General features: G+C 68.5%; 18 protein-coding genes and 2 pseudogenes. 12 read left to right on the top strand and 8 right to left on the bottom strand.

Going from position 1 to position 18,100, the window contains the following annotated elements; genetic code table 11:
- Positions 1–79: 79 nt before the first annotated feature.
- Positions 80–1,318, bottom strand: coding sequence for an ISL3 family transposase (locus AB0M27_RS41295; protein ID WP_365730220.1), 1,239 nt, complete (start codon positions 1,316–1,318; stop codon positions 80–82).
- A 14-nt stretch (positions 1,319–1,332) separates the two neighbouring features.
- On the opposite strand from AB0M27_RS41295, the gene AB0M27_RS41300 reads away from it, so the two are divergent.
- From AB0M27_RS41300 to AB0M27_RS41325, 6 genes and pseudogenes are all read left to right on the top strand, one after another.
- Positions 1,333–1,710 carry a hypothetical protein gene (locus tag AB0M27_RS41300; protein WP_365730222.1) on the top strand — a complete coding sequence of 126 codons (378 nt, stop codon included), beginning with the start codon at positions 1,333–1,335 and terminating at the stop codon, positions 1,708–1,710.
- A gap of 341 nt (positions 1,711–2,051) precedes the next feature.
- Complete coding sequence (locus tag AB0M27_RS41305; RefSeq protein WP_365730223.1) at positions 2,052–3,044, top strand: zinc-binding dehydrogenase; 993 nt, start codon at positions 2,052–2,054, stop codon at positions 3,042–3,044.
- 65 nt (positions 3,045–3,109) lie between these two features.
- On the top strand, positions 3,110–3,451 hold the full coding sequence (locus AB0M27_RS41310) for an EthD family reductase (protein ID WP_365730237.1): 342 nt from the start codon (positions 3,110–3,112) through the stop codon (positions 3,449–3,451).
- A gap of 122 nt (positions 3,452–3,573) precedes the next feature.
- Positions 3,574–4,569 (top strand): RNA polymerase subunit sigma-70, encoded by a 996-nt coding sequence (locus AB0M27_RS41315; RefSeq protein ID WP_365730239.1) that lies wholly within the window; start codon positions 3,574–3,576, stop codon positions 4,567–4,569.
- Between the two features lie 527 nt (positions 4,570–5,096).
- Positions 5,097–5,525: pseudogene (locus AB0M27_RS41320) on the top strand (hypothetical protein); the annotation flags it as partial.
- A gap of 90 nt (positions 5,526–5,615) precedes the next feature.
- Positions 5,616–6,205 (top strand): annotated as a pseudogene (locus AB0M27_RS41325) (IS3 family transposase); the annotation flags it as partial.
- A 189-nt stretch (positions 6,206–6,394) separates the two neighbouring features.
- Here the strand turns inward: AB0M27_RS41325 and AB0M27_RS41330 are convergent.
- Positions 6,395–6,868 carry a CHAT domain-containing protein gene (locus AB0M27_RS41330; RefSeq protein WP_365730242.1) on the bottom strand — a complete coding sequence of 158 codons (474 nt, stop codon included), beginning with the start codon at positions 6,866–6,868 and terminating at the stop codon, positions 6,395–6,397.
- Positions 6,869–7,100: 232 nt separating this feature from the next.
- On the opposite strand from AB0M27_RS41330, the gene AB0M27_RS41335 reads away from it, so the two are divergent.
- Both AB0M27_RS41335 and AB0M27_RS41340 read left to right on the top strand, forming a co-directional pair.
- Positions 7,101–7,601 carry a hypothetical protein gene (locus AB0M27_RS41335; RefSeq protein ID WP_365730244.1) on the top strand — a complete coding sequence of 167 codons (501 nt, stop codon included), beginning with the start codon at positions 7,101–7,103 and terminating at the stop codon, positions 7,599–7,601.
- Positions 7,602–7,854: 253 nt separating this feature from the next.
- Positions 7,855–8,562: a hypothetical protein gene (locus AB0M27_RS41340; protein ID WP_365730246.1), complete on the top strand. Its 708-nt coding sequence runs from the start codon at positions 7,855–7,857 to the stop codon at positions 8,560–8,562.
- A gap of 142 nt (positions 8,563–8,704) precedes the next feature.
- On the opposite strand, the gene AB0M27_RS41345 is transcribed toward AB0M27_RS41340, so the two are convergent.
- Positions 8,705–9,289 (bottom strand): hypothetical protein, encoded by a 585-nt coding sequence (locus tag AB0M27_RS41345; protein WP_365730247.1) that lies wholly within the window; start codon positions 9,287–9,289, stop codon positions 8,705–8,707.
- A gap of 367 nt (positions 9,290–9,656) precedes the next feature.
- On the opposite strand from AB0M27_RS41345, the gene AB0M27_RS41350 reads away from it, so the two are divergent.
- The 3 genes from AB0M27_RS41350 (at position 9,657) to AB0M27_RS41360 (ending at position 12,197) form a co-directional block, all read left to right on the top strand.
- Positions 9,657–10,583 carry a phosphorothioated DNA-binding restriction endonuclease gene (locus tag AB0M27_RS41350; protein ID WP_365730249.1) on the top strand — a complete coding sequence of 309 codons (927 nt, stop codon included), beginning with the start codon at positions 9,657–9,659 and terminating at the stop codon, positions 10,581–10,583.
- A 363-nt stretch (positions 10,584–10,946) separates the two neighbouring features.
- Positions 10,947–11,525, top strand: coding sequence for a GNAT family protein (locus tag AB0M27_RS41355; protein WP_365730251.1), 579 nt, complete (start codon positions 10,947–10,949; stop codon positions 11,523–11,525).
- Positions 11,526–11,939: 414 nt separating this feature from the next.
- Entirely contained in the window at positions 11,940–12,197 is a 258-nt protein-coding gene (locus AB0M27_RS41360; RefSeq protein ID WP_365730253.1) for a hypothetical protein, read from the top strand.
- Positions 12,198–12,348: 151 nt separating this feature from the next.
- Here the strand turns inward: AB0M27_RS41360 and AB0M27_RS41365 are convergent, their stop codons facing one another.
- Entirely contained in the window at positions 12,349–12,987 is a 639-nt protein-coding gene (locus tag AB0M27_RS41365; RefSeq protein ID WP_365730255.1) for a hypothetical protein, read from the bottom strand.
- 101 nt (positions 12,988–13,088) lie between these two features.
- Between AB0M27_RS41365 and AB0M27_RS41370 the strand changes: the two genes are divergently transcribed.
- Complete coding sequence (locus AB0M27_RS41370) at positions 13,089–13,409, top strand: helix-turn-helix domain-containing protein (RefSeq protein WP_365730257.1); 321 nt, start codon at positions 13,089–13,091, stop codon at positions 13,407–13,409.
- A 10-nt stretch (positions 13,410–13,419) separates the two neighbouring features.
- Here the strand turns inward: AB0M27_RS41370 and AB0M27_RS41375 are convergent, their stop codons facing one another.
- From AB0M27_RS41375 to cyaB, 4 genes are all read right to left on the bottom strand, one after another.
- A complete protein-coding gene (locus AB0M27_RS41375) occupies positions 13,420–14,091 on the bottom strand; it encodes a class I SAM-dependent methyltransferase (RefSeq protein ID WP_365730259.1) in 672 nt (223 codons plus the stop codon).
- A 23-nt stretch (positions 14,092–14,114) separates the two neighbouring features.
- Entirely contained in the window at positions 14,115–14,660 is a 546-nt protein-coding gene (locus AB0M27_RS41380; protein WP_365730263.1) for a class I SAM-dependent methyltransferase, read from the bottom strand.
- A gap of 102 nt (positions 14,661–14,762) precedes the next feature.
- Complete coding sequence (locus tag AB0M27_RS41385; protein WP_365730261.1) at positions 14,763–16,751, bottom strand: ABC transporter ATP-binding protein; 1,989 nt, start codon at positions 16,749–16,751, stop codon at positions 14,763–14,765.
- 695 nt (positions 16,752–17,446) lie between these two features.
- On the bottom strand, positions 17,447–17,968 hold the full coding sequence (gene cyaB, locus AB0M27_RS41390) for a class IV adenylate cyclase (protein WP_365730265.1): 522 nt from the start codon (positions 17,966–17,968) through the stop codon (positions 17,447–17,449).
- Positions 17,969–18,100 lie beyond the last annotated feature (132 nt).

Here is an 18,100-nt window from a genome sequence, read left to right on the forward strand (position 1 = left end):
TGGAAGCAAGGCCACCGCCCCGAGCGCACCCGCACCACCCACTTATCCCGCCTCCTCACCCACCCCTCGAAATGAGAGATCAGCAACGGGGTCCTCCAGGGAGGGGAGCCTTCAAGCGTGTCACGGCGCCCTCGGTGCCGCCAGAGCTCCATTGCAGAGTCAGTCCGGCGATCACGGCTTCGAGGTCGGAAGTCAGTCCGCGGGCGAAGCCGGTGATCCCGGGTAGCTGCGCGGCGCGGGCGGTGTTGATCCAGTCCGGCAGGTCAGCGCCGGTGTGCTGGGTGAGTATCCGAGCGAAGTTCCGTACGAATTCATGGGTTTGATCCAGCTCCGGGCAGCTGTCGAGCACCGTCTTGAGCTGGCGATTCTCTTCCTCACCGAGGGTGTCAGGGTGGCGGGTGATCCAGCCGACGACGGTGCGGACCGAGGGCGCCGCGGCGACTGGGGCGGGCGCGTCGGGCCACTGTAGGCGGCTGCGGGCCCAGTCTCGCAGGCTGCTGTAGGGCACCGGGTGGCCGCGGCTGGCGAGCTCCTTGTGTAACTCGATGATGGTGATCTTTCCGCCGGCTTCGTCGATGTGCCGCTGCAGGTAGTGATGGTGCATGTCGAGTCGGCTGGTGCGGGGACTGCGTCCGGTGACCATGTCCTGCCAGTGGGCGGCGCGCGCGTACCGCTGGACGGTGTGCCGCCCCCGGCCCAGGTGGCGAGTGAGGGCGCGGAGCCCCATCCCCTTGCTCAGCAGGCCGTGGACCAGGGCGTGGTGGGCGCGCATTCGCTCGGGCCGCCGACCGGAGGGCAAAGCGAGAGAGCGCGGCTCGACGGCAAAGGCCGCGTCTGCGTTCTCGCCAGCGACCGCCTGGTCCGGCTGTGGGGCGATGGAACGCAGGCAGTCGCGGTGTGCGGCAACGCACTTCTCGACGGCCTGGCCGAGGTTCTGCAGCAAGTGATACCTGTCTGCGACCTGGAGTGCGTGCGGGGCTCCGAGCGCGGCGCCCTCCGCGTAGGCGCCGGCGCGGTCACGGCAGATCACCTCAACTCCCGGGTGGGCCGCCAGCCACGTCGCCAAGGGCGCCGCTTCGCGTCCCGGCAGGACATCGATGGGCCGGTGGCGTTCGCCATCCGTGATCACGGTGGCGTACGAATGGCCACGCCGGGTGGCGAAATCGTCCACCCCGAGCACTCGCGGCGTGGTGAACTGCGGATCTGGCAGTGCCATGACCCGGCGCAGCAATGTCATCCGCCCAGCCCCAAGACCCAGTTGGGCAGCAAGCCGGGCACCGGCCCGTCCGGCCAGCGCGAGCCCGACGCGCTCCAGCATGAGGTTTCAACCGCGTGGTGAAGCGCGTGTACGGCGCGGTCAAACGCGAACGGCTCGGCGGAGGTGCGGCGCGAACAGTTGGCGTTGCCGCAGATGAAGCGCCGGGCCCGCAGCTGGATCACGACGCCCTGCGCACCGAGCGGAAGATCCTTCAACCTGCGCTGGTAGGAGTGTGCACCCGGTCCGAGAAACGAGCACAGTCCGGACACACCGCACCCACCGCCCGGCCGCTCGCCGCGATGTCGACCGTGCCGAAGACAGCGGTCACCGCCTCGACAGACATGTCGTCGATTCCGTCGAAAACCGGTGTCTTCCACATTGATGCATCGGGCCGCATGACCGGCACCGTCATGCGCAACGGCCGCGGAGCGCAGAGCTCCGCGACTACTTGATGGAGCGTCAGTAACCGCTACTCGACGGCACGGCGCACGTGGTCTCATGAGAGAGCGATCCGCCGCAATCGACCACTGCGGTGACGCTCCGCGACCGCTCTCCACGATCTGCGCCAGAAGCGTTCAGCGGATCCCGCTGTTGTGAACCCACGTCGCGCCGTAAGGCGAGGTCGAGCTCAACATGAACAGCAGGATCATCCTCGGCGGAAGCTGACCCGCGCGATCCGAGAGCCGTCGATTCCTTTTTGTGGTGGCCGGGATCTACATGGTGAGAGGCGCGGCCCGCATGACGGGCCGGTCGGTCTCACTCATGTACGCCGAGAAAGAAAGGCTGATCGCCGATGAGCATTCCCGCGACCATGCGCGCGCTGCAGCAGACTTCCCTCAACGGCCCGCAGGACATGCACCTGATCACCGACGCGCCGGTGCCGAGCCCCGGTCAGGGCGAGGTCCTGATCCGCGTCACCGCCGCCGGGGTCAACTTCGCCGACATCTCGAAGTCCCACGGCACGTTCCTGGACGGCCCGCGGCCACCGTATCTGGCGGGTTTCGAGGCCGCCGGTGAGGTCGTCGCGGTGGGCGAGGCGGTGCCCGGCCCGCAACCGGGGGCCCGCGTCGTCGGCGTCGGAACCGGGGCGTTCGCCGAGTACATGGTCCTGCCCGCGGCTGCGGCGGTGCCGGTGCCTTCGGGCTGGACGGAGCAGCAGTCGCTGGGTCTGGTCGTGAACTGGCCCACCGCGCTGGCCGCGCTCAAGCCTCTGGGCGGCATCGCTGCCGGGCAGTTTGTGCTGATCCACGCCGCGGCGGGCGGGACCGGTCAGGCTGCGGTGAGAATGGCCAAGCACTACGGTGCGACGGTCATCGCCACCGCCTCGCCGGGCAAGCACGAGACAGTGCGGGCACTGGGAGCCGACCACGTCCTGGACTCTCTCGGCGGCGACCTCGCCGCCGAGGTGACGGAGCTGACCGGGGGTTCCGGCGTCGATGTGGTTTTGGAGTCGGCTGGCGGCGCCTCCTTCGCCGCCAGCCTGGCCGCGGCCAAGCGGGTCACCGGCCGTGTCGTCGTCTACGGCGTGGCAGGCGGCGAAGCCCCGATCACCAACTGGGAGCTGGTGTACAAGCACCAGGTCCACATCGTCGGCCTGAATATCGGCGTGCTGATCCAGGCCGAACCGCAGATCTTCGGCGAGCTGATGGGTGAGCTGTCCGCGCTGATCGCGGCCGGCGTGCTCGCCCCAAGCCTGCCCACCGTGTACGAACTGGCCGACGGCCCGACAGCGCTGATGGAACTGGAAGCCAGGGCCACCGTCGGCAAACTGGCCCTGCTGCCCTGAGGCCCCCCAAGTGCCGAGCCGGTGGCGTCGCACACCGGAGCTTCCCATGACAGGAGTTGAAACGGATGACCGCAACCGTGGATCCGGCCGCCAAGCCGGTGGCGCGTTTCGTCGTGATGTACGACACCCCATCCGACGTCGACGCGTTCGAACGGCACTACAACGACGTCCACATTCCGTTGGCGAAACAGTATCCGGGCCTGCGCCGTTATACGCGCAGTCATGAGCCGGCGGCCGTGATCGGCGAGCCGTGCTACATGGTGGTGATGCTGGACTGGGACGACATGGCTGCGCTGGAAGCCGCGCTCGGGTCTGAGATCGGCCGGCGCACCGCCGAGGATGCCGCGGCGAACCTGGCTCGCTACGCGACCTTCCGCGGCATGATCCTGCAGCTCGACGAGGTCTGATCGCGGATGCCGCCGCTGCGAGAGGGTGCCCGCGTCGTCGATGGTGGCCATGGGGCCTGGCATTGTTGGCGGCGTCGGCGCGTGGACCACGCCCTGACGTGTTGTAGTACTAGGCTCCCGGGGTGACATCGGATATGCGGGCGGCACCGAATCAAGATCGGTTCACTGCCGAGACTGAGCGGTTCCGCCGGGAGCTGTTGGCGCACTGCTACCGCATGATCGGCTCGGCGCACGACGCCGAGGACTTGGTGCAGGAGACCTATCTGCGGGCGTGGCGGTCCTACTCCGGATTCGAGGGCCGCGCCTCGATTCGGTCCTGGCTCTACAAGATCGCCACCAACGTCTGCCTCAGAGCGTTGCAACCGCGCCCGATCCGGGTGCTGCCCTCAGGCCTGGCAGGTCCATACGACGGACCTGATCGTCCGCCGAGTCCCGTTGCGCCGGGCGAGGTCGCGTGGCTGGAACCGCTGCCGGACGCACGGATCGCCCCGCCCGCCGACGATCCGGCTGCGGTGGTGGTCGTACGCGAGTCGCTGCGGCTGGCGCTCATCGCCAGCCTGCAGCACCTGTCCGCCCGCCAACGCGCGATCCTCATTCTGCGCGAGGTGCTGGCGTTCTCGACGGCCGAGACCGCGGAGATCCTCGACACCACCACGGCGGCAGTCAAGAGCGGTCTACAGCGCGCCCGCGCCCGGCTGGACGAACTGGAGCCGGAGCCCGAGGAACTACTCGAACCGACCGACCAACGGGCACGCGCGCTTCTCGACGCCTACGTCGCGGCCTTCGAACGCTCCGACGCTGGCCTGCTGGAACAGGTGCTGCGCACGGATGCCACGCTGGAGGCGACGCCGTTCCGCGATTGGCAGGCGGGCCGGGCGATGTGCATCCACGTGCTCGACGCGTACGTGTTGGGCACACCGGGCGACTGGCGGATGATCGCCACCACAGCCAACGGTCAACCCGCCGCCGTCGTGTATCACCGAGATGCGGACGGCGCGCTCCAAGCCGACGGCGTCGTGGTGCTGACTCCCACCGCCACCGGCGTCTCCCGCGTGATCAAGTTCCACGATCCCGCACTGGTCGCGATGTTCGGCTTCCCGGACGTACTCGCGCACTGACCCACCAACGGATACAGCCAGAGCCGGCCTGCTCGAACTACAGGCGTATCGCATCGGAGTCGGCAAGTTCTCGCAACTGATCGGCCGGATTGATGCGGCGTACGAGGTCTCACCTCACAGTGCTCTGACGAAATCGAACACCGCGGTGACGCGCCGCGACCGCTCCCCAAGATCTGTGCCAGAGCCGTCATCTGGCGCCGCCGCGACGGCGTGAATCGGCCCCACCCCGTGAAGGGACCGGGTCGTCTGGGCCCGCCGCAGACGAGGCCAACGGGATCGTTCTGCCTCACCGGTCGGGGTGCTGCCAGGGGAAGGGCGCGATGTCGGGCTCGACCCAGCCGGTCCTCGCTGGGGTGCTTGCCAGCGTCGAGGGCCGGTAGAAGCGAGTCAGCAGCTTCTTGTCGAGCAGTGCGGGGTGCTGGTCGGCGAAGACGTCGAATGGGCTGCTGGCAGTGGGGGCAGTTGCGGGTTGCCGTGGGCTCCAACGGGTCTCGTTCCGCGACGAGTTGGCGCCCGGGGCGAGTGACCCGCCCGGGCAGGTCATCACCGACGCCTTCGACCAGACCGAAGCCCGCGATCCCGCTCACCAGCGGCCCTGGGTCGTGCTCGTCGACGGCGCCCGCCACCAACTCGATCTGATCGACGCCGAGGCCGCCCGGCAAGACGCCCCGGTACACATCGTGCTCGACTTCGTGCACGTCGCGGAGTACTGCTGGACGGCCGCGCACAGCTTCCACAAGACCGGGGCAGTCGAAGGCGCCTGCCGACACCTGATCGCCGACCGCCTCGACATCACCGGCGCCCACTGGGGACTGCACGGCGCTGAAGCCGTCCTCAAGCTCCGCACCGTGGCCGCCAACGGCGACCTCGACGCCTACTGGAACTACCACACCGCCCGCGAGCACCAGCGTCTCTACCCCTCACCCGACCAGCAGGAATACCGTCTTACCGCTTGATCACGAACTTCCCTCGAAACGAACCGCACCCGCTTCCTGGCCGATGAAGCACGCGGCGCGGGGTCGGTCATGGCCGACCGGACCGCGTGGCGGATCTGCCGGGACAACCGCTGGTGGAGCGGGTTCGGCAAGAGGCGTGGCACGATCAAAAGAGCCGGCCCGCCGGTGCACGACGACCTGGTCCGCCGTGACTTCACCGCGGATGGTCCGAACCGCCTGTGGCTCGCTGACATCACCGCACACGCCACCAGCGAAGGGAAGTTGTATCTCTGTGCGATCAAGGACGTCTTCAGCAAGAGGATCGTCGGCTACTCCATCGACGCGCGGATGAAGTCCCGTCTCGCCGTGACCGCCCTGAACAACGCCATTGCCGGGCGTGAGAACGTCGCTGGGTGCATTCTGCACACCGATCGCGGGTCGCAGTTCCGGTCGCGGAAATTCGTTCGGGCGCTCGACGGCCACGGGATGGCCGGTTCGATAGGAAGGGTCGGGGCGGCAGGCGACAACGCGGCCATGGAGTCCTTCTTCAGCCTGCTGCAGACGAACGTCCTCGACCGCCGTTCGTGGGCAACCCGTCAGCAACTGCGGATCGCGATCGTGACCTGGATCGAGAGGACCTGCCGCCGACGCCGCCGGCAAGCCTCGCTCGGCCGGCTGCCCCCGTCGAATTCGAGACCGTCATGACCACACCGGCCCCCCAGGCCGCGTGGCGGTGTGAGTCGTACACCGTCACTCACCCGGGAATTGGCCGGACAGGCGGACGGCCCCCGCATGCTCATGCGTTCCGTCACAGGGCCGCGATCACGCGAAGGCCGCAGGGGTACGTCTGCTGCAACACGATGGCTGGGCAACGACCACGACGGCCTGGTCTACGCGCCGGCGTGGAGGTAGCCGGCCCACAGCGAGGGGGTCGCCGGATAGCGGTCTCGTACCGCTTGGATGGTTTGGTGAAGGGCGGCAGCGGATTGGCTGGGGTCAAGCGTTCCTGACGGTCCGGTTGTGAGGCGGGCGTAGAAGGATTCGGCGATCTCGGCGGCCAGGCGGTCGTCGATCGGCCACAGGGTTCCGACGACGTGCGGGAATCCGACGAGTTGGAAAGCGCTGGTGAGGTGGATTGCCTCGTCCAAGAGGTCCTCGCGGCCCGGGTCCGCAGTACTGCAGGCAGAGAGAAACGCCAACTGCGCACGTGTGAGGTTGACCTGAGTGAGAGCGGAGACGGTGAGCGGGCTGGTGTCGTGGTCGTGCAGGAGTAGCTGGCTCTGGGAGGGGTTTGTCCGGTCGCTGGTGCCGTGGCAGGCAAAGTGAGCCGCCTGTTCTCCGACGACGCCGTCGAGCTGATCCACCTCACCAGCCGCGGCCTGCCCCGCTCGGTCAACAACATCGCCTGGCAGTTCCTCATCGCCGCGTTGACCGAGGAGAAGGGCATCGTCGACGAGTCCTCGACCCGAGTCGCATCACCGAGACGCACGCGAGCGAGTGGCCCTCGGGCCGCTGCCGGACTCCGTGGCCGCAGCGGCCTGACCTCGCACGAAACAGTTGGACAGCCCATTACCGCAGGTGACAGGCTCCACCCTCATGGAGCTAGTCGACGTCCTGACAGAACTCGCCCGGTCGGGGCAGGTGGGCCCGGTCGCGAACGGCGCGGCCTGGGACACGGTCACCAAAGCGCTCGGTGAGCCCTTTGAAGTGGTCGTCGAGAAGCGTCGGTCATGGCCGCGTCTGTTCACCTACGGCGACCTTGAGCTGAGCGTCTGCCGCTGCCAGAAGGTCGTCCTGATCTGCCTCCAGACCTGGCGTGATGTCATCGAACTCCCGGCCGGTCTGTCCGACAGGCAGACGTTCCCCGGCCACCCGAAGTACGCCGACCTGATCGCCGCTCTCGACCGCGCTGGTTGCTTTTGGCGGCCCTACACGCCCCTGACCTTCGGCAATCAGTGCGCCATCGAGGCCACCTCCTCCGGCGTACTCTTCGTCTTCGAAATCCCGGAAGGAGAAGACCCCATCCTCAACATCGCAGGACTCCAGCCCCACCTCCACGACTGTCCTGCCGCTGCCAAAACGCACGCGACGCCGTGACCACGAGACCGACACCGTGTTCACCACAACCCCGACGGCTTGGCGGTCGCCGGGGTTGTTTTACGCTGCTTTATCGACAGTGACCACGTCGCCTTTCTGCACATCTTCAACGTCGCGCAACAGCCCTCACGGTGCGCACCCGGCCGGGCCGGCCCGAGGGCGGGGTTGCCGGCCGCGGGTCGGCGTGGACACGGGGGAACGCCTGGGCCGATCCGGGGACTTCAGACAGGCCGAGCCGGGGGAGACTGGGGGCGTGCCCGTACTGTTTTCGCCGCCTGCTGTCGCCCCCGTCAAGCTGCCGGTGCCGCCGGTCCTGGAGAGCTGGGATGGGGCCGGCCATCCAAGCCGGCAGCGTCTCATCGCCTATCTGGATTCCGTCGCGGCCCTGGCCCCTGAAGGCGTCGCCGAGGACAGCGCGCGGTCGTTGGCGCTGGTGCTGGATGTCGGCCTGGCTCGCGATGTGGCGCTCACCCGCGGTGGCCGCGACCTGGACAATTACCTGTTCCCGCTGGCCCGCCGATTCGGGGCCGGCCGCTTCGATGCGTTCTTCGCCCGTAAACGGCACGCCCCTCACTCCACGATTGCCATCGGACCGGCTGTGCTGCGCAGCCCGGGCAACGCGGAACAAGCCGAGCCGCTTTTCTCCGTGCGGACGAGCATGTCCGCCACCTCTCCCGCCTGGAAGCTGACACTTCACCGGGCCTGCCGTGTGGTGCAGAGCGAACCGATTCCCGGGGATGCACTGCGGCTGGTGCTGTGCTTTGAGGTGTCCGGGCGGCGGAACTGGTCCACGCTGTGGAAGCCCGCGATCGACGCGTTGGGACCGCTGCTGGGAATGCCGGATCCCAGCCACCCCTTCCGTCCTCTTGATGATCGTGTCGTCGACCTTGCCCTGCACCGTGTCGTGGACGACACGCTGGGACACGACATCGTCGTCACCGTCTGGTGCAGCCCTGCCTGACACGGGGGAAGTCTTTGGCGTTCCACGAGCCGGGGGTGTGAGGGCGAGGCGAACGGGACTTCAGCGGATCGCTTCTGTGGAACGTCAGGTATTTCCCCACCCATGGTGCCGACTTCCCCGCTCTGTCGTTCGAACGTGCGGATCACGGCTCGGGGGTCCATTCCATGGGAGGGGGCGTGCGGCTGTAGTGGGCTCCTTTGGTGCCGTAGCGGGCGAGGTGGAGGGTCTCACCGTCGATCTGGATCTCTGCCGGGGGAGGGTTGGGAACAGAGATCCGCGGGTGGGCGTAGGGGTGGTCTTCGATGAAGACGGGCTCCCGGAAGTGGTTCCGGGCGTCCGCCCAGTCCTGGGCCCGTTCGCGGGTCCACGGGTTCTGCAGGGTCCGCGGGGCGGCCGGGTCGTGGTCGTAGCCGTTGAGGCTGCGCACCAGTGCTTCGCTGTAGACACCCTTGACCCGGAAGTTCTCCAGGTCCTGGGGGCGTACGATCATGTGGACGTACCGGCGGCTGTTGCCTCGGTGTCGGCCCACCGCAGGCCAGCGACCGTGGCCGGGGTCCCAGCGGACGGGCGGGAGCCACAGCAGGGCGCCGGCACGGAAGTGCTTCGTGCCGTGCTGGATGTCGAGGCCGCTCTCGCCATGCGCGGTTTCCCGCGCCACGTTGGCCACCAGGCACCAGCCCAGCAGCCCGTCCGGCGTCTCTTCTTCGGTGCATCCCGTGTCTGTCACGCCGAGGATTTTGAGGCACGAGACGGGGCGCGAGCCAGCCCTTATCGGCTGAGCCGACCGGAGCGAATCCTCTGCGGATCACCAGCCGCAGGAGACATCGGGCTTGTGCAACCATGCGGGCGGGGAAGCCGGGGCTCTTCGTGGGGAACTACGTGACCGCCGACAGCTTCGTCCATGAGCACATGCAGCTGGCTGACCCCTGGCCCGCCGGCGGTCGATCATGTCGCGTGTGTCCGTCAGGCCCGCGGCGGCCGCGCAGCCCTGGCAGAGCGTGGGCTGCTCAGGTGGGCGGCAAAGGCGATGGCGGCTGCGGCCCGCCTGCACCGAGGGCACGCTTCCTCGCGGATCATGGCAAGGTGGGCGCGTGATGACCCGGGACGAACTGGCGAGCGCGCTGTCGGGCTTGCGGCAGGCGCGGATCGGAGCGCATCGCGCGCCGCACAAGCCGTTGCTGGTGCTGTGGCTGCTGGGCCGGTTCGTCACCTTGGGGAGTACCGCGGTCACCTACGACGAAGCCGAAGGCCCCGTCAGCCGGCTGATCAATGACTTCGGTCCGGTGATGACCAACCCGTCACAGGCCAGGCAGCGTGCCGCGATGCCCTTCGTGCACCTGGAACGCACCCTGTGGGACGTGCGTGACAGCGTTGGCCGGCCGATACCTCCGACCGATCCGGATCGGGGAGGGTGGCTGCGCGCCCAAGGCGCCCAGGGCCGGATGCGCCCTGAGGTGGAGCGGCTGCTCGCCGACCCGGGCACCGTGGCGGCGGCTGCCAGGCTGCTGCTGGAGCAGCACTTCACCCCGGCTCTACAAGCACCCATCTGTGACGCCGTCGGCCTCGACCCGGCCGGCTGGCATACGCACGCGATCTCCGTCCCGGGGCCAAGACTGCAGCGGGCGCGGCGGCCGGGTTTCGTAGAGGACGTCCTGGACGCCTACGCCTACGCGTGGGCCTTTTGCGGGTTCGATGGCGCCCTCGGCCGCAATCCGGTGGGTGTGGAGGCCGCCCATGTGCGCTGGCACAGCCAGGACGGTCCGGACGAGGTGAACAACGGCCTGGCGTTGTGCTCCTTGCACCACACGCTCTTCGACCTCGGTGTGCTGGGACTTGGGCCGGACCTGCGGATCCAGGTCTCCCGCTGGTACGTGGCCCGAAGCACGGCCGGGCAGGCTGTCGACGCCCTGCACGGCCAACGTGTTGCGACGCCTCGGCCCGGCCACCGGGCCATCGACGCGCAGTACGTCGACTGGCATCAGCGGCAGGTCTTCAAGCACCCCGCAGCGCATGCTGCATGACCTGCACCAAGGAAGCTTGAACATCACGGGCTGTCCCTTCACAGGGCGGTATGTATCTGGCCCACCACTTCGCGCCGGATCTTCCCTCTCAAGCTCAAGCGGTTCGCCGAGCGGGGATCCTGGCCGAGACCGAACAGGGGCTGTTCACCCTGCCACGGCCCAAGCCCCTCCGGCGGGCCGCAACACACAGCCTGCTCAGCCCAACCGAAAGGCCAACCCGGGCATCACCTCAACTGCCGCCCTTTGGGGGCGCTCGGTCGCGCCGATGAGCGGACAGCTCGTTGTGCCGGCCCGCCGAGAAAACCCGTTGCGAGTGACCCGCAACGGATGTCTGATTGATCGGCCACCGATGAGGGAGGGAAGATGAGGACGTCGCTGCCCACCCCCTCGTTGCACACCGCTCGCCTTCGACTGCGTGCCTTCGAAGACGCGGATGCGAACGACCTCTTCGCCCTGCACAGCAGCGCCTACGTGCTGCGCTACTGGGACGCGCCACCGTGGAGCGAACGCGAGCGCGCCGAGACGTTCATCACGGCTTGCCGGCAGATGGCACAGGAGGGCACCGGGGCGCGGCTGGCCGTAGATCGTGTCTGCGACGGGGCGTTCATCGGCTGGTGCAGCCTGAACAGGTGGAATCCGGACTACCGCAGCGCGTCGCTTGGCTACTGTTTCGACGATGCAGCGTGGGGCCACGGCTACGCGACCGAGGCCGCGCACGCTCTGCTGCGGTGGGCATTCGACACGCTGGACCTCAATCGCGTCCAAGCTGAGACCGATACGCGCAACGTGGCTTCTGCCCGCGTGCTCGAGAAGCTCGGCTTCGTGCGTGAAGGGACGTTGCGGGAAGACTGCGTCGTCAACGGCGAGGTCTCTGACTCGTGGGTCTACGGGCTGATCAGGCGGGAGTGGCAGCCGTCGTCCGAGCCGGTTGCCGCCCACTGAGTTCCGTCGCTCGGCACCCGGTATCGGCTCACCCCGAGCAACCGATCACTGCGCCTCATCCACACACAACGGCGAACCGGGCAAAGGGTCACGTACCGCCTCTCAACTCGGCGCCGGCGCCCGGGCTTTGGCTACACACGTGCCAGTTGCTCTCCACCAGCACCCAACGATCCTCAGCCGAGGCGTCCTTGACGCTGATCGACGTGCTGCCGTCGAGGGCAGCACGCGCCGCCTTTACCGACTTTCCCTTGCAGTTCGGCATCGTGCCTGCGGCCGCCGGCGGCACCGTCTGGTCTGAACTGCTGGGAAGGCCGGACGGACGAGTGCCCAGCGCTGCAGCTGCTGGCCGTCGAGAAGACGGATGCCGCCCTGGCGGGAGGCCCAGAGCACGTCCGTGCGACTGAAGCTGCCGAGGTGGATGACGAGCCGGATCAGGCGGTCGACGCCGGGCCTGCCCGCCTCCCGCAGGGGAGGGGGCCCGCTCTCGCCCTGGTGCTCGTCGGCTGTCCTGACTGGGCGGATCGCGATGTCGAGTTCGCGGCCGCGGCGGTCTCGGGCGTACAGGCGCGGTCGCCCCTTCCGCGTGCTCAGGTCGACTATCCGCCAGCCGTCACGCCGCAGCATCCGCGCGGCCGCCACCGCCAGGCCCTGGACATCGAGCCGGGCTACTGAGGGTTTCGCCTCGGGGTGACTTGGGGCGCCGTCAGGTTGAGCCTGGTCTCGGCGATGAACCATCGGGTCAGCACTGCACCCGCTTCAGCCGGGCGCGGTTCCCCGGTGAGGGCGTCAACGGTGCAGGAGACGGGTTGCCCAGGTTGTTGTTTCAGTTCGGGATGCGTTCGGCCAGGCGTCGGCGTGCCCATTGCGCGAAGGGAGGGAAGCGGCCCGTCGCCTCCTCCTGGGCGATCAGGGCACTGATCTCCTCAACCGGACCGCTGTCCACCCGCAGGACGATCTCACGCGCTAGCGGATTCATCCGCATCACCAGTGACACGTCCCTGCTGCGCACGACCTCCAGCAGGTTGGACCGGTCGAGGAGGTGCCGCATACGCGGAAGCGTCTCTTCCCGAAGGGTTCTCTCCAGGGCCTGGCCGCAGATTTTGTCACTGCCCTCGTACGGGAACACCCACCGCTCGCGGAAGAACGGGAACCCGTCGCGGGGGTGGTGCGCGGCCTCCTGCGGGGGCATGACCCGGCATGTAGCCATGGCTCCTGAGCTGTTTGTCAGCTTCGGGGTGGGCACGCGCTGGCGAGTGATCCATTCCCAGTACGGGAGCGGCGCAATGTGCCAGTTGACTTCGAAGACGACCATGTCCGGGTCCACGGCGTGCGTGTGGAAGTCGAACATTGCCTGGTCGCCGCTGTCCGCGATCAGGCGAAATGTTCGCCCTGATCTGATGCAGCCGGCGGCCTTGGCGAGAGGCGCGACGTAGCGCCGGATCAGCGCGTCAAGGGGATGCATGCGGACACCGCTTCTCGTTCTTCCCACCCGGAGACCGGCAGTTCCGATCCGGACCTTGGCCGGATGGTACTCAGCTATCCCTTCGGGTGTAGTCCGGTGGTATGAGGTATACCGATGGGGGTGGCCTGACCGCAAAGCAGCGGGCTCGGCGGGAGCAGGTGCGGTTTGAGGTCGCCGAGTTATTTACGCAAGGGGTGTCGCCGCCGCAGGTCGCGCGGCGACTGCGGGTCTCTCGGAAGTCCGCCTATGCCTGGCATGCCCGCTGGCGGGACGGCGGTACGGAGGCACTGCGGTCCAAGGGGCCGTCCGGGCTTCTGTCGCGGATGAAGCCGGAGTGGCGGGCCTGGCTGGCGGCCGAGCTCGAGGGAGTCCACGCGGGCCCCTTCCCATATGTAGATGGAATTGCCAACGCCGGCCGGTGATCCGGGCCGGTCAGTGGACCTGGAACAGCCGGTAGGAGACGGGGTTGTTCTGCTCCGGCGCGTCGAGGACGGTGATGCCCTGCACGCGCAACCCGTACTGCACGAGCAGGTCTTCCCACAACTCGGTGGTGAGCACCCACATGTGCACGGTGAGGTCGCCGCCGCCTGCCAAGCGCAGGAGCTCCGGGCGGGGAGTGACGGTCGAGGCGGAACCATCGCCGTGGGAGTTGGTGTGAAGCACGGTGAAGTACAGCCGTCCGCCCGGTTTGAGGGCAGTCGCCAGGGTGGGCAGGAGGCGGTGCGGGTCGAGGAAGTGGAAAGTGCTGAGGGAGTAGATCACGTCGTACGGCGTTGCCGTGCTCAGGTGGGCGACGGCGTCGGCGTGGACCAGCCGCAGGCCCGTCACATTCGGGTAGCGGGCGCGGGCCCGCTCGATCTGGCTGAGGGAAGCATCGACGGCGTCCACTTGAGCGCCGTAGGCGCGGGCCAGGTGGGCAGCGTGTCGAGCGGGGCCGCAGCCGATGTCCAGGACGCGCAGACCGCTGAGGTCCCCGAGAATGCCGTCCCCCGGCCCGTCCGCTGCGGGACCCCAGGCGATCCGGTCCACCTCTGTGAGGGGCGTGCCCCGCCGCAGGTGGTGTTGGCCGTACGCCTCCCAGGTGAGGCGGGTCTGCCGTTCCATGTCCAACGTTGTGGCTCCGATGTTCAGGGGCGCAGTGCGTAGCAGCGCAGTACGTCGAGGTCCGTCGTGCGTACGACGGACCAGCCCGCGGTAAGGATCTCGGCTTCTGCGGGCGTGATCCCGAGGTGACGGTAGGGGTCGCCGGCCTCGCGGCGGCCAGCGAGTTCGGTCACGACCCAGAAGGTCCCGCCGGGGGCGAGGACTTGCCGGACGCGGTGGAGGAAAGCCGGCTTGTCGTCCATCCACCGGTAGACCAGGCGGCACGTGACGACCGCATACGCGGGATCCGGGAGCGCACTCAGGCTCTCGGTGGCGAAGTCCATCAGCCGCCAGGCCGGACCACCGCGGTACTGGGGAACCTGGGTGTTGCGGGCTGCGGCGACGGCGCTGGGCGCGAAGTCGATGCCAGTGGTGCGGTAACCGAGCTGATGGAGGTGGCGGGCGAGGGCGCCGTCGCCGGTGCCGATGTCGAGTGCCGGGCGTCCGCGGCCGGGTCCGACATGGTCGGCCAGCAGCGTGGCCTCGGTGCGGTTGACCTCGCGGTATCGGCGTCCCCCGGCCCAAAGCAGCTCCCAGTAGCCGGCAGCGGCTGGGGGGGGGTCGTCATTCGGCTCCTTTTACGATCCTGATTGGGGATGGGAGGACTCGTCACGCTGGGCCTTTCGAGTGGGTCATGCGGGATCTGCGGTGGTGGGGGAGACGGGTCGGGGGATGGTGCCGGTGGGGGTGTACTGGGCTGCTTGTGCCTGGAACATCGAGGCGTAGCGCCCGTTGGCGGCCATGAGTTCGTCGTGGCTGCCGTGTTCGACGAGTCGTCCGTGGTGCAGGACGTAGATGCGGTCGGCGTGGCGGACGCCGGACATGCGGTGGGTGACGAGGACGACGGCCCGGTTGGGGGCGGCGAGCCGGCGGATGCGGTCGAAGGCGACGATCTCGGCTTTAGGGTCGAGGGCGGAGGTGGGCTCGTCCACGATGAGGACGCCGTTAGCATCCGAGGTGGAGCTGCGCCAGTGGGTTCGGGCGAGTCCGATCTTCTGCCATTCGCCGCCGGAGAGTTCGCTGGCGCCGCGGAACATCCGGGCCAGCAGGCTGTGCAGGCCGTGGGGGAGTCTCGCGATCACCGCTCCGGCGCCCGCGTAGTCGACGGACGGCTGCAGGTCCTCGGGGTCGGCGTCCTGGGCGGGCCGGCCGATGCGGATGTTCAGCGCCGCGGTCACGGGCCAGCGTTGGAAGTCCTGGGTGAGCAGCGTGACGCGGTCGAAGACCTGGAAGCGGTCCAGACAAGCGACGTCGGCCTCACCCCAGCGCACGGTCCCGCTCTGTGGCAGCAGCAGGCCCGACAACACCTTCATCAGTGTGCTTTTACCGGAGCCGTTCTCGCCGACAACGGCCGTGACCGTGCCCATGGGCAGCGTGAGGGACACGCCGTCCAGGGCGGGGGTGTCCCGGTCCGGGTAGCGGTAGCTGACCTGGTCGAGGACGACCTGCCGCACCTGTGCCGGAACCAGTTCGCCTCCGTCGGGGATGGTGCGGCGTGCCGCCTCGTCCAGGAACCGGGAGTGGTCGCGGACGTAGAGGGACTCCTCGTGCAGCTGGTTCACGTTCATCACCAGCGCGCCCAGGCTCGCCGAACCGGACCGGACGGCGATGACGGCGGTCCCGGCCACGGCCAGACTCATGTGCCCGCCCGTGATCAGCACGAACATGGCCGCGTACGTCGCCGCCATGGCGAGCCCGGACAGCGCGGCGGCCACCCACTCGGTGACGGCCTTGCCGGCGGCCAGCCGCTCCTGCTCGGCCTCCGCGCTCTCGGCCATCCGCTCGTAGCGACTGAGCAGGAACGGGCCGACGGCGTGGATGCGCACCTCCTGGGCGGCGGTGCGCTCGGTGAGCAGGTTGCCGATCAGGCGGCTGGCCCGCACGTGTTCGACCCAGGTCATCACCGACACGTACCGTTCCTGCGCCACCCGCATCGCGCCCCAGCCGCGCGGCGCCGCGATCAGGATCAGCATCGGCAGCAGGATCGGGTGGAGGATGGTGAGGACGCCGGCCGTGGAGATCAGGGAGATGGTCCCGTTCAGCGCGGCCACGCAGGCGCTGATCATGCGGCGGGCGGATCCAGCGCCGTACTGGGCGACGTCGATCAGCCGCCTGAACTCCGGGTCCTCGATGGCCTCCAGCTCCACCGACGCCGCGGCCGCCAGATACTGGGTGGTGGCGATCCGCTCGACCAGCGGCTCCAGCCGGCCCGCCCGCGAAGTGGACCACCCGGCCAGGCCCGAGTTCACCACGGCCGCTCCCGCGGCCGCGAACAAGCCCGGCAGGACCGCGTGCAACCGCTGCCCAGGAGGGCCCGAGTCGAGCAGCGCGTGCATGACCGCGTTGACCGCGAGCAACCCGACCGCCGCAGCCACACCCTGCCCCACCTCACAAATAGCGACCGTGAACAGCGCGCGCCGGTCCGCCTGCCACGCCATCCGCAAGGTCGCCCCGACCAGCCTCGGCATGGAGCGCAGCGCCGACAGCATCGTCAAGTCCAGCCGGGCACGCTCGTGTTCCGACCAGCCGAGGTCGTAGCGCAGAGGGCCGCCGAAGAGTTCCTTCTCGGCGTCGGAGACCTCCGGCTCGGCCATCCGCACCCGCCCGAAAAACCTCCTCACCGGGCGCCTCCCAGCCCGGGCCGGCTCAGCGCCCGGAAAGCCGGCGCGGGCAGCCGCTCCGCCATCGCGACCGTGCTCATCCGCACAGGAGCCCTGCAACTGGGGTCGTCGCGGTACGAGTACTCCTCGCCCCGTGTCATGTGATGCGAAGTCGTGCGGGCTTGTGTCGTGGCCGAACTCAACGTGGTCCCCCTTGACGGTCGTGCGGCTCCTGCTGTGGCTCAACGAGCCAGCCGGAATTTCGAACACCTGTATTTCAGTCGTGTTGGCAGCCCTGGGATTGAGCGCGCGCCGGAGCTTGTGGGCTGCATCGACCCTTGCGGCGCATGGGCCGGGGGTGGGAGCGGCGATGGCCGAAACGCCGAGCGTGCCGCTGTTCCAGCGCCCGTGGCTGGGGCGCGGACCAGTGGAACCGTGTGAGCAGAGCGCCGAACTGCAAAGAGGGGCCGCCGACCACGGTTATCAAGAGAAGCTGAAGCCCGCACGCTTGGTGTGAGCCCGCAACAAGGTGTGGCAGTCCCTCAGCGGTACGCGGGCCACCGGGACGAGGGGACAGCGCAAGTGGTCGAGTGCGGCGTACCTCTGGTGTCCGCCGGTGCCGTCGACGACGCCGAGAGCTCCGCCCCGTGCTCCTGGATCCAGTCGCGTCGGGGGGGTAGAGCTCGACCCTTGGCTGCAGATCACTGTCTGCTTTGTCATACTTTAAGTGCTCCAGATTTCCTCCTGAGGGCGAGGTCGCGGTAGGGCAGCTCGACTGCGGGGGCGTCCACGATGTCGAGTTGCTTCTCGATCTGCTCGACGGTGTGGGCTGCCGCTTCCGCGTCCTCGCTGATTGCCTCCGTCTCCACGAAGACACCGGCGTCGGCCAAGGTGTCGATGCTGATGGTGACGTCCGGATGTCGGGGAAGGCGGTAGGCGGTCCGGTTTTTCTCAACGCGGACCAGGAGCCGCATGCCGATACTTTCCAGCAGCCGGTCGGCCAGTGCGGCCTGGGCTGCGGAGGCAAGATGGACGTTGGTCTCCGGTTTGGAGATCACACTGTTGGCGCTGTGTGTGGTCGTGGTGGATGCCGGCTTGTAGGTGATTTCCGCGAAGTCCTCGCGCTGGCGTACCCGCAGGCATTCGACGGTCTGCATGAAGTCGACGTCGGGCCGGCTGTAGTAGGTGTCCACCTCGAGGACGGGCTCGGCTGCTGTCCAGCCGAGATCGGACAGCAGCGTCTCTAATCAGCTAAGCGATCCCATGGGAACCGTGGGGTCCGGTGCGGGTTCTTCCCACCTGGGCGGGGCAGCGTGAGCGTGGAGATGGAATCCCGCGCCCAGTGCTGCTCCGCGTGGCCGGTGTCGGCG

The sequence above is a fragment of the Streptomyces sp. NPDC052107 genome (assembly GCF_040680215.1).
Classification (GTDB): domain Bacteria; phylum Actinomycetota; class Actinomycetes; order Streptomycetales; family Streptomycetaceae; genus Streptomyces.

Excerpts from the sequence above, each read along its gene's own strand:
- AB0M27_RS41295 (WP_365730220.1), bottom strand. The coding sequence starts at position 1,318 with ATGCTGGAGCGCGTCGGGCTCGCGCTGGCCGGACGGGCCGGTGCCCGG.
- AB0M27_RS41305 (WP_365730223.1), top strand. The coding sequence starts at position 2,052 with ATGAGCATTCCCGCGACCATGCGCGCGCTGCAGCAGACTTCCCTCAAC.
- AB0M27_RS41310 (WP_365730237.1), top strand. The coding sequence starts at position 3,110 with ATGACCGCAACCGTGGATCCGGCCGCCAAGCCGGTGGCGCGTTTCGTC.
- AB0M27_RS41335 (WP_365730244.1), top strand. The coding sequence starts at position 7,101 with ATGGAGCTAGTCGACGTCCTGACAGAACTCGCCCGGTCGGGGCAGGTG.
- AB0M27_RS41350 (WP_365730249.1), top strand. The coding sequence starts at position 9,657 with ATGACCCGGGACGAACTGGCGAGCGCGCTGTCGGGCTTGCGGCAGGCG.
- AB0M27_RS41355 (WP_365730251.1), top strand. The coding sequence starts at position 10,947 with ATGAGGACGTCGCTGCCCACCCCCTCGTTGCACACCGCTCGCCTTCGA.
- AB0M27_RS41365 (WP_365730255.1), bottom strand. The coding sequence starts at position 12,987 with ATGCATCCCCTTGACGCGCTGATCCGGCGCTACGTCGCGCCTCTCGCC.
- AB0M27_RS41370 (WP_365730257.1), top strand. The coding sequence starts at position 13,089 with ATGAGGTATACCGATGGGGGTGGCCTGACCGCAAAGCAGCGGGCTCGG.
- AB0M27_RS41375 (WP_365730259.1), bottom strand. The coding sequence starts at position 14,091 with ATGGAACGGCAGACCCGCCTCACCTGGGAGGCGTACGGCCAACACCAC.